Source organism: uncultured Streptomyces sp., from assembly GCF_947488945.1.
Taxonomy (GTDB): Bacteria; Actinomycetota; Actinomycetes; order Streptomycetales; family Streptomycetaceae; genus Streptomyces.
Genome location: NZ_CANLBS010000013.1, coordinates 61,180 through 70,578, shown reverse-complemented (window position 1 = coordinate 70,578; position 9,399 = coordinate 61,180). Strand labels below are relative to the sequence as shown.

The following is a 9,399-nucleotide window of genomic DNA, read 5'->3' as shown; positions in this document are numbered from 1 at the left end:
CGGCCCCGCCCACCGGGCGGGGCCGGCCCCTCCCGCACCCACGGCCTCCGGCCCCGCCGTCCCCCAGATAAGGAAACGCGATGACCACCGAACCCCTTGCCCGCGCGATCGGGGTGTCCCGGCGCTACGGCGAGAACACGGCCGTGGACGGCGTGACCCTCGACATCCCGCCGGGCCAGCTCCTCGGCCTCCTCGGACCCAACGGGGCGGGCAAGAGCACCCTGATCAACCTGTTCGTCGGCCTGCGGCGGCCGACGTCCGGCCGCATCGAGCTGTTCGGCCACGACCCGCGCGACGTCCGGGCCCGCCGCCGGATGGGCATGACCCCGCAGGACACCGGCCTGCCCGAGACGCTGAAGGCCACCGAGGTCGTGGACTTCGTCGCCTCGCACTTCGCCGACCCTGCCGACAAGGCGGCCCTGCTCGACCAGTTCGGCATCACCCCCTTCGCCGGCCGGCAGGTCGGCGCGCTCTCCGGCGGTCAGAAGCGCCGGCTCGCCATCGCCCTCGCCTTCGTCGGCAAACCCGACCTGGTCTTCCTCGACGAGCCGACCACCGGACTGGACGTGGAGGCCCGCCGCACCCTGTGGGACGGCGTCCGCACCTTCCACGAGGGCGGCGGCGCCGTCGTCCTCACCAGCCACTACCTCGACGAGGTGGAGGCCCTCGCCCAGCGGGTGGTGATCGTCGACAAGGGGCGCTGCGTCGCCGACGACAGCGTCCAGTCCCTGCGACGGGTCAGCGGTCTGCGCCGGGTCAGCGTACGGATGGCGGAGGTTCCTGCGCTGCCCGGACTGGTCGGTGTGGAACGCGAGGGCGACCGGGTCCATCTGATCTCCCAGGACTCCGACCGGCTCGTGCGCGACCTGGTCGCCTCCGGCGCCGCCTTCAGCAACCTCGAAGTGAGCGCCGGCTCCCTGGAGGACGCCTTCCTCGCCCTCCTCGGCCGCGACCACGGTGCCGACCGTTCCACCGAAGCCGGAGTGACGACGACATGAGCACGGTCTCCGCATACGTCAAGTTCGAGATACTCCAGGCGGTCCGCATTCCCGCCGTCTTCATCGGGCTGCTGTTCATGCCCGTCGGCGGCATGCTCGTCTTCGTCATCCCCACCATGGGCTCCGACCCGGCGACCGCGACCATGGGCACCGCCTCGATGTGCCTGTTCGCCGTCCTCATCATCTGCTCCGCCCAGTACGGCATGGGCATCGCGGACTCCCGGACCAAACCCTGGGGCGGCTACGTCCGGACCCTGCCGGGCGGACCCCTGCCGAAGATGGTCAGCATGATCACGCTCAGCATGCTGATGACCGTGCTCGGCACGATCCCGCTCGTCCTCGTCGCCATGGCCGGCACCGAGGCCGAGGCGTCCCCGGCCGACGTGGCCCTCGGCTTCGGCGCGCTGCTGCTCGCCGTGATCCCGTTCGCCCTGTTCATGCTCGCGGTCGGGTACGCCGTCAACCCGTACCTGGTCAACATGCTGACCAGCGTCGCCCCGCTGCTCCTGGTGGTCCTCGGCGGCCTGCTCGCCGACCCCACCGACACCGGCGGCTTCATCGGGACCGTCGCCCCCTACATACCGATCCGGGGCGCGGCGGAGCTCGTCTGGGCCGCCGTCTCCGACTACTCGCCCCGCCCCGTCTCCCTGATCTCGCAGGGGGTGTGGACCGTCGTCCTGGCGTTCGTCGCGCACCGCGCCTACCGCGCCGACGAGGGACGCCGCTTCCGCTGAGCCCGCCCGGCCGGAGGTTCCCGGAGCGCCCGCCCCGGGAACCTCCGGCCGGCCCTCGTCGCGGGGCGAGCAGCCCGGCGACGGCGATCTGCGGGGTACGGCAGAGTCGCGCCGCGAAGTCGACGTTGGTGGCGGCCAGTCCGGGGAGCGCCGTGCCCGCCCGACCCGCGCGGGCACGCCGAACGGCCCCCGGAATCCGCCGAATCGCCGGGCCACAGGGGCGGGGGAGAGGAGGGTTCAGCGGCCCAGACGCAACGGCAGCGTCGTCGGACCGTGCAGATTGAAGTGCGCGTTGACCGGCGGATCCGCATCCAGCAGTTCGATCCGCGGGTAACGCTCCAGCAGCGCGCCGAACACCGTGCTCGCCTCGATCTTGCCGAGCACCGCTCCGAGGCAGTAGTGGGGACCCGCGCTGAACGCGAGCGTCTTCGGCTGCGTACGCGCCAGATCCAGCCGGTCCGGATCGGGGTAGCGCTCCGGATCACGGCCCGCCGCGTCGATCAGCCCCATCACCGTCGCGCCCGCCGGAACGACCGTCCCGCCGATCTCCGTGTCGGCCGTCAGGATCCGGGTCGCCAGAGTGACCGGCGGATCGAACCGCGACAACTCGTCGATCGCGGTCGGCATCAGCGACGGGTCCTCCCGCAGCGCCCGCAGCGCGTCCGGCTGCCGCAACAGCGCCAGCATGCCGTTGCCGACCAGATTGACCGTCGTCTCGTGCCCGGCGTTGAAGATGAGGAGGATGTTCGCGCAGATCTCCTCGTCCGTGAGCTGCTCCCCGTCCTCCGCCTGCATCAGGACCGACAGCAGGTCGTGCTCCGGGTCACCGCCACGCCGGGACTCCATCAGCTCCAGCAGATACGCCCGGAACTCCGGCTCCGCCTTGTTCATGGCGATGCGCCGCCGGGGCGTGACGTCGGGGTCGAGCACATGGCCGACCTTGTCCGTCCACTCCCGGCACCGCCCCCGGTCCTGCGCGGGGATGCCGAGCAGCTCGCCCACCACGGTGACGGGCATCGGCAGCGCGAGGTCCCGGATCAGGTCCACCTCGCCGTCGCCCATCGCGTCGATCAGCTCGTCGACGGTGTCCGTGATGCGCGGACGCATCCGGTCGATGGAGCGGGGCGTGAAGACCCGCGCCACCAGCTTCCGCAGCCGCCGGTGCTCGGGGCCGTCCTGGAGCAGCAGCCAGTTGCCGACGCTCCGCATCACCGGACACGTCGGCCCGCCGCGCTTCATCGCCCACCCGGCGTCCTTCGGGAACGCACTGGAGGCGTGCGGCGACCGCAGCAGCGTGTCGACGTCGTCGTACCGTGTCAGCACCCAGTAGCCGAACGGCGTCCGGTGCACGGGATCCGTCTCGCGCAACCGCCGGTAGTAGCCGAACCGGTCGGCGGCCAGCGCGGGATCGTTCAGGTCGTAGAGGACGCTCATGCCATTCCATCCGTCCGTGTCGCCCCGGTGTGGCGCGCCTCGGCTGCGCCGGCAGCGTCCCGATCCTCAGCCGCCGCCGAAACCCCGTCAACCCCTAACCCGCCGGGCCCCGCGGGACGAACGCGCGCCACGCCACGCCGCCCGCCGCCCACAGTCCAAGGGCCCGCCGATGGTCCACGCACCGACCGCACCGACCGCACGACCGCACCGACAGCACCGACCGGACGACCGGGCCCGGCGTCCCACCCGCCCGATCGGGGTAGCCGTACCCGCGGCCTCCGGCCACGCCCCATCCCCCGCACCCGAAACGGAGCACGCCCATGCGCCTCTACGCCCAGACACCGGCACGTCGGAGCCGCCAGGTCCTCGCCGACCTGATCGCCGCCGCCCTCATCTACGCCGCGATCAGGCTGGCCCTCGCCGTGCACGACGCCATCGCCCAACTGGCCGAACCGGGCCGCAAGGCGGAGAGAGCCGGCGACAGCCTCGCCGACGGCCTCACCGACGCGGGCGACGCCGCCTCCAAAGTCCCCTTCGTCGGCGACGAGTTGAAGAAACCACTCACCTCCGCCGCCGAGGCGGGCAGCGGTCTCGCCGACGCCGGCCGCTCCCTCCAGGACACCGTCGGACAGGTGGCGACCCTGGCCACCGTCGCCCTGATCGCCATCCCGGTCGTGTGCGTGCTGCTGCTGTGGCTCCCCGCGCGGCTGCGCTGGATCCGCCGCAGCGCCGTCACCCGCCGGCTCGCCGCGGGCCCCGGCGGCGCGGACCTCCTCGCCCTGCGCGTCCTCACCGGCTCCCAGCGGGCCCTCGCCACCCTCCCCGTACCGCCCGGCGGATTCGCGGACGCCTGGCGGCGCGGCGACGAACAGGTCATCGCGGACCTGGCAGCCGTGGGCCTGCGCACAGCGGGCCTGCGCCCCTGAGCGCCGCACCGGCCACCCCGGCCACGCCGGTGGATCTAGGGGTGGCCCGGCGGTCACCGCCCCGCGTAGAGTCGGCACCCGTCGCGTGCCGTGTCCCTGCCGGTGCCCGGCGCGCGGACCTGTGCGGGAGACGGAAGGCAGGGTGTTCGGGTGACCAGCGTCGAAGGCCGCCGGTTGCTGGCGATCAGCGACCTGCACATCGGATACGCCGAGAACCGGGCGATCGTCGAAGGACTGCGCCCCACCGGCGACGACGACTGGCTGCTCGTCGCCGGCGACGTCGGCGAGTTCGCCGCCGACGTCGAATGGGCGCTCGGCCTGCTGGCCGGGCGGTTCGCCAAGGTCATCTGGTCCCCCGGCAACCACGAACTGTGGACCCCCCGCGACGACGTCCTCCCCCTCCGCGGCGAGGCACGGTACGCCCACCTGGTCGAGATCTGCCGCCGCCTCGGCGTGCTGACCCCGGAAGACCCCTACCCCGTCTGGGACGCCGACGGCGAACCCGTCATGATCGCCCCGCTCTTCCTCGGCTACGACTACACCTGGCGCGCCCCGGGGACCTCCACCAAGGAGGAGTCCCTGGCCTATGCGTACGAGACCGGCGTCGTCTGCACCGACGAGATGCTGCTGCACCCGGACCCCCACCCCGGCCGCGACGACTGGTGCCGGGCACGCGTCGCGCTCACCCGCCGGCGGCTCGACGACGAACGCGGCGGCCTGCCCACCGTGCTCGTCAACCACTACCCCCTGGTCAGAGAACCCACCCGGGTGCTGCGTTACCCGGAGTTCGCCCAATGGTGCGGCACCGAACTGACCGCCGACTGGCACCTGCGGTACGACGCCCGCGTCGCCGTCTACGGCCACCTGCACATCCCGCGCACCACCTGGTACGACGGCGTGCGCTTCGAGGAGGTGTCCGTCGGCTACCCGAGGGAATGGCGCCGCCGCGCCACCCCGCCCGGCACCCTGCGCACCATCCTCCCCGCGCCCGCAGCCCCGACGACCTGACCCGCCGCCCGCGACGATCCGCCCGCCGCCCGCCGCCCGCCGCCCGCCGCCCGCCGCCCGCGCCCCGGCGCACCGGACACGGCCCGTACGCCCGACGCCCCGACAGGGGACGCCGCGCGCACGGGCCGCCGAGGTGACGTCGCGTCAGCTCGCCTTGCCGCGCTCGCCCTCCGCCACCGGCTCGGCCGCCAGCAGCGGCTTCGGCAGATCGGTCCGCCGCTTCACGTCCAACTTCCGGTACACCCTCGTCAGATGCTGCTCGACGGTGCTCACCGTGATGAACAGCTCGTTGGAGATCTGCCGGTTGGTGTGCCCGCGCGCCGCCAGCACCGCCACCCTCCGCTCCGCCTCGCTGAGGACGTCGTCCTGCTCCCGTGCCTCGCCCTCATCGGCCGGCGCCGCGGCGCCCGCACCGGCCCGGTCCAGCGCGGACGGCACCACCGGCACCGTCGCCAGATCGTGGCTCAGCTGATCGGCACGCCGGACGAACAGCCGGGCCTGCGCCGAATCGCCCGCCTGCTGCAGGGCCTGCCCGGTGTCGGTGAGCGCACGGGCCAGCTCCTGCAGGTCGCCACAGCCCTGGAGCAGACCGACCGCCTTGGAGAGCAGCTTGCGCCGCTGATCCGGAGCCGCCGTCGAGGCGAGCAGACGCAGCGCGCGGCCCCGGGTGCGGTCGTCGACCCCGTGCGGCGCCTGAAGCTGCTCCTGCAGCAACTGGACCGCCTGGGTCCGGTTCCCCAGGGCCACCTGCACGCGCGCCAGGTCCAGCCGCCACGGCACCAGCCCCGCCGCGTCGATGCCCCACCCGCGCATCAGCTCCCCGCAGCGGCTCAGATCGGCCGTGGCCGCCTGGTGCCGCCCCATGGCCAGATGGTGCCGGCCCCGCGCGGCGAGGTAATGCACCCCGGCCGGAGTGCGGAACAGGCCCGGCGGCACCGGCTGGGCGAGCCAGTGGTCCGCCTCCCGCAGCCGCCCCGCCTCGGTGGCGCAGCCGATCAGCGTGCCCAGCGGTCCCCCCGCCGCCACCCCCCACGCCGCCACCGGGAGATCGTCCAGCGCGGCCCGCGCCAGGTGCTCCGCCCCCGCCGGGTCGCCGAGCCGCAACGTGGCCTCCGCGTGGATCGCGCGCAGGACCGCGCGCCAGGTCGGCGCGTGGGCGGTCGCCGGGTGGTCCATCAGCGCGTCGCACCACGCCGCGGCCCGGTCCGCGCGGCCGGCCACCAGCAACGCCGCCAGCGGGGCCGGCAGCAGGGACAGCGCCCCGCTCGACCCGTGGTGGCGCTGGAGCACCTGCTCCGCCGCGGCGACCGTGTCGACACCGCCCGTCGGGATCAGCGCGTTTCCGAGCACCGAGACCGCCTGGAGCGCCGGCCCCACGGCGTGCGGAACGGTCGCCGCCCGGCTCCACGAACTGGGCGTGCGGCGCACGTCCGCCAGGAAGTCGGGATGGGACAGCGCGACCAGCAACTGGCTCACCTGCAACCGCCCCGCCCCCTCGCCCCGCTCTCCCGGGGTGAACCCGCTGACCGCGGCCACGGCCTCCTCGGCCCGGCCCTGCCACAGCAGGTACGGCACGATGTCCAGGCCCGTGGCCGTGGACCAGCCCGCGGACCGCGCCGCCTCCACCAGCTCACCGAGAGGGGCGGAGACCGCCGCCGGATTGACCTGCCAGCGCGCCTCCACCAGCATCCGCACCACGGGAATGCGCCGCTCCTCGTCCGGTTCCGCGCGCACCACCAGCCGCAGGCACGCGGCGGCCACGTCGGGCCGCCCCGACGACAGGGCGTGCGCCGCGGCGTCCTTGAGGACCGGTACCACCCACGGCGCGCGGGTCCACCCCGAGGCCACCAGGTGTCCGGCCACCGCACAGGGTTCCGCACCCTGCTCGTGCAGCACCTCCGCGGCCCTCCGGTGCAGCCTGCGCCGCTCCTCCACGGGCATGTCCGAGAGGATCGACGACACGATGCGCGGATGACGCAGGCGCCCGCCCTCGACGAGTCCCGAACCGTGCAGGATGCGGACCACGGTCGCGGTGGAGTCCGGCAGCACGTCCAGGACCTGGCCGAGCAGTTCGGCCGGCGCCGCGTCGTCCAGCACCGCCAGCGCACGGGCCGTGCGGCGCACGCCCGGCTCGTGGCGGTAGAGGCAGCGCAGCACGGCCTGGTCGAACCCGTCGCCGCCCCGCGCGTGCGGAGCCGAGGGACGCAGCGCCCGGTCGGAACGCTCCTCCACGAGCGCCTGGGTGAGCAGCGGATTGCCGCCCGCCATGAGCACGAGCTGACGCGCGTCGTCCCGTACGTCCCCGGACGCCCGGTCCTCGCCCAGCAGACGGGCGACGGAATCGGTCGACAGCGGCGGCAGGTCGATCCGGGCGAACCGCGGCTGGCTGCGCAGCTCCGCGTGGAACAGCGGATGCGCGGGGCGCGGCACGGGCGCCTCCGACAGCAGCACCATGATCCGCGCGTGACGCAACCGCCGGATCACGTACAGCAGACAGTGCAGCGAGGCCGCGTCCATGTGGTGCAGATCGTCGACGCTGATGACCAGCGGCGCCTGCTCCGCCAGTTCGAGCAGGGTGCCGAACACGCCACGCAGCAGCGGCGCCCAGCCGGGGCCGTCGGCCGCTAACTGGTCCGACTCCGCAACCGGCCGCGCGTCCGGCAGCGAGAGCGCCGCCTCGCGCAGCAGATCACCGAGGCGCGAGGCGTCCTCCTTGCCGAGCCGGGCGTGGTAGAGGAGCTGACCGAGCACCTCGAACTGCAGGCCGTGCTCCGCCCGTGAACCGCCGGCGGCGAGCACCCGGGCCCCCGCGGCCGCCGCCCACTCCCCGAATTCCTCCAGCACCTGCGTCTTGCCGCTTCCCACCGCGCCGGTCACCAGCGCCACGTGGCCGTACCCCTGCTCCTCGCAGGCCCGGAAGGCCCGGCGGAGCTGGGCCAGTTGTTCGTCTCGGTGCACCAGCACGACTGGCGTCAGCCTCCCCGTTTGAGGTGCCGACCAAGGTCACCTGGAACCGGTCGGCACCATGTCCGAACTGCCCGCCGTGCGTGCCCGAGGCACCTGCACGCCGGGATGGAACCGAGCGGCCACCCCGTGGCGGTGGCCTGATACCTACCCCCCTGACCCCGCGCACGCCGGACGGGGCAAGCGCTTGTGGAAATCTTGCACAGGAACCCGTCCGGCCACAACGGTCACAGTATCTACGCGCCTCACACGGAGGGGCGATATCTCAGGGGTCGTAGGGGTGGCGAGGGACGTTGCCAGGGGGCGCACATGAGGGGGTACCGGAGATCCCGCGCGCCCTTCCCTCTGCCGGCCGGACGCGCCCCAGGTCAGACGGATGCCGCGGCCCGGGGTGAATCCCGGCCCGGAACCCCTGGCCCACCCCGGTCTCCGACCCGGCGCCCACCACGGCTCCCGCGGCCGGCGCCCCCCGACGGCCCCGGCGACCCCGCCCGCTCCGGCCCCCGCCGCCCTCTCCGCACCCCGCGCCCCGCCGCATCCGCGCACGCGACCCATCTCCTCTCCCCGCCACCATCCACCCACCGGCCGAGATCGCACCCGTCCACTTCACGCACCCGACGACGAGAATTCACCGCGGCGAAAAGAGAACCGGCCGCCCACCGCCGGAGACTCCGGGGGCGCGAGGGGCACCCGGCAGTGCGCGCCGCACACCCCTCCGGGCGCCGGCGGCCGCAGCACCACCCACGCCCGTTCCCCCGTACCCCGGCACCGCGCCCCCGTCCGGCGCTACGGTAGGAGCTCACGCAGGTACGACCGCCGGGAGCACGCCGATGAGCGAACAGCAGGCCCCCTCCACGCGCCAGCAGTTGGAGCCCGCGACCGCCGAAGCGGTCCGCGCCTACGCGGCCCGGACCCGCGAACGCGCCGACCGGGTGGCCGCCGCGCTGGAGGACATCGCCGCCAACGGGCTTCCCGCGGTGGAGGACTGCACCCCGTGGGAGGAGCTGAGGGAACAGCACCTCGCCCGCCTCGCCTCCCGCCGCCCGGCCGTCGCCTGATGCCCGTGCGGCGCGCCCGGATCGCGTTCAGCGACTCCGCGGCCAAACAGCTCGAAGAACTCACCGGCGAACGCGAGATCCACGCACTGGACCGCACCCTCGTCGCCCTCTCCGTCGACCCCGGGATCGGTGAACCCATCCCCGGCGACGGCGGCGGCGACGCGACCGGGCCCGAACTGCGCCAGTACACCGACGAGATCGAGAACGTACGCGTCCTCTACTTCGTCACCGCCCTGCGCACCGTGGTGGTGGTCGCCTACATCGAGGTGTGAGCCGA

8 protein-coding genes are annotated in these 9,399 nt (G+C 74.0%); 6 read left to right on the top strand and 2 right to left on the bottom strand.

Annotated features, from left to right (window positions below; translation table 11 throughout):
* Positions 1 to 80 precede the first annotated feature (80 nt).
* Complete coding sequence (locus Q0994_RS21275) at positions 81 to 998, top strand: ABC transporter ATP-binding protein (protein ID WP_299537451.1); 918 nt, start codon at positions 81 to 83, stop codon at positions 996 to 998.
* A complete protein-coding gene (locus Q0994_RS21270; RefSeq protein ID WP_299537448.1) occupies positions 995 to 1,732 on the top strand; it encodes an ABC transporter permease in 738 nt (245 codons plus the stop codon). Before Q0994_RS21275 ends, Q0994_RS21270 begins: the two co-directional genes overlap by 4 nt.
* Positions 1,733 to 1,969: 237 nt before the next feature.
* Here Q0994_RS21270 and Q0994_RS21265 read toward each other — a convergent pair whose 3' ends face one another.
* Positions 1,970 to 3,166: a cytochrome P450 gene (locus Q0994_RS21265; protein ID WP_299537446.1), complete on the bottom strand. Its 1,197-nt coding sequence runs from the start codon at positions 3,164 to 3,166 to the stop codon at positions 1,970 to 1,972.
* A gap of 320 nt (positions 3,167 to 3,486) precedes the next feature.
* Here Q0994_RS21265 and Q0994_RS21260 point away from each other — a divergent pair, with 320 nt between their 5' ends.
* Positions 3,487 to 4,092 carry a hypothetical protein gene (locus Q0994_RS21260; protein WP_299537444.1) on the top strand — a complete coding sequence of 202 codons (606 nt, stop codon included), beginning with the start codon at positions 3,487 to 3,489 and terminating at the stop codon, positions 4,090 to 4,092.
* A gap of 150 nt (positions 4,093 to 4,242) precedes the next feature.
* Positions 4,243 to 5,100: a metallophosphoesterase gene (locus tag Q0994_RS21255; RefSeq protein WP_299537442.1), complete on the top strand. Its 858-nt coding sequence runs from the start codon at positions 4,243 to 4,245 to the stop codon at positions 5,098 to 5,100.
* A 144-nt stretch (positions 5,101 to 5,244) separates the two neighbouring features.
* Here Q0994_RS21255 and Q0994_RS21250 read toward each other — a convergent pair whose 3' ends face one another.
* Entirely contained in the window at positions 5,245 to 8,064 is a 2,820-nt protein-coding gene (locus Q0994_RS21250) for a LuxR family transcriptional regulator (protein WP_299537439.1), read from the bottom strand.
* 830 nt (positions 8,065 to 8,894) lie between these two features.
* Here Q0994_RS21250 and Q0994_RS21245 point away from each other — a divergent pair.
* Complete coding sequence (locus Q0994_RS21245; RefSeq protein ID WP_299537437.1) at positions 8,895 to 9,122, top strand: hypothetical protein; 228 nt, start codon at positions 8,895 to 8,897, stop codon at positions 9,120 to 9,122.
* Positions 9,122 to 9,394 carry a hypothetical protein gene (locus Q0994_RS21240; RefSeq protein ID WP_299537435.1) on the top strand — a complete coding sequence of 91 codons (273 nt, stop codon included), beginning with the start codon at positions 9,122 to 9,124 and terminating at the stop codon, positions 9,392 to 9,394. Before Q0994_RS21245 ends, Q0994_RS21240 begins: the two co-directional genes overlap by 1 nt.
* The last annotated feature ends 5 nt before the right edge of the window (positions 9,395 to 9,399 follow it).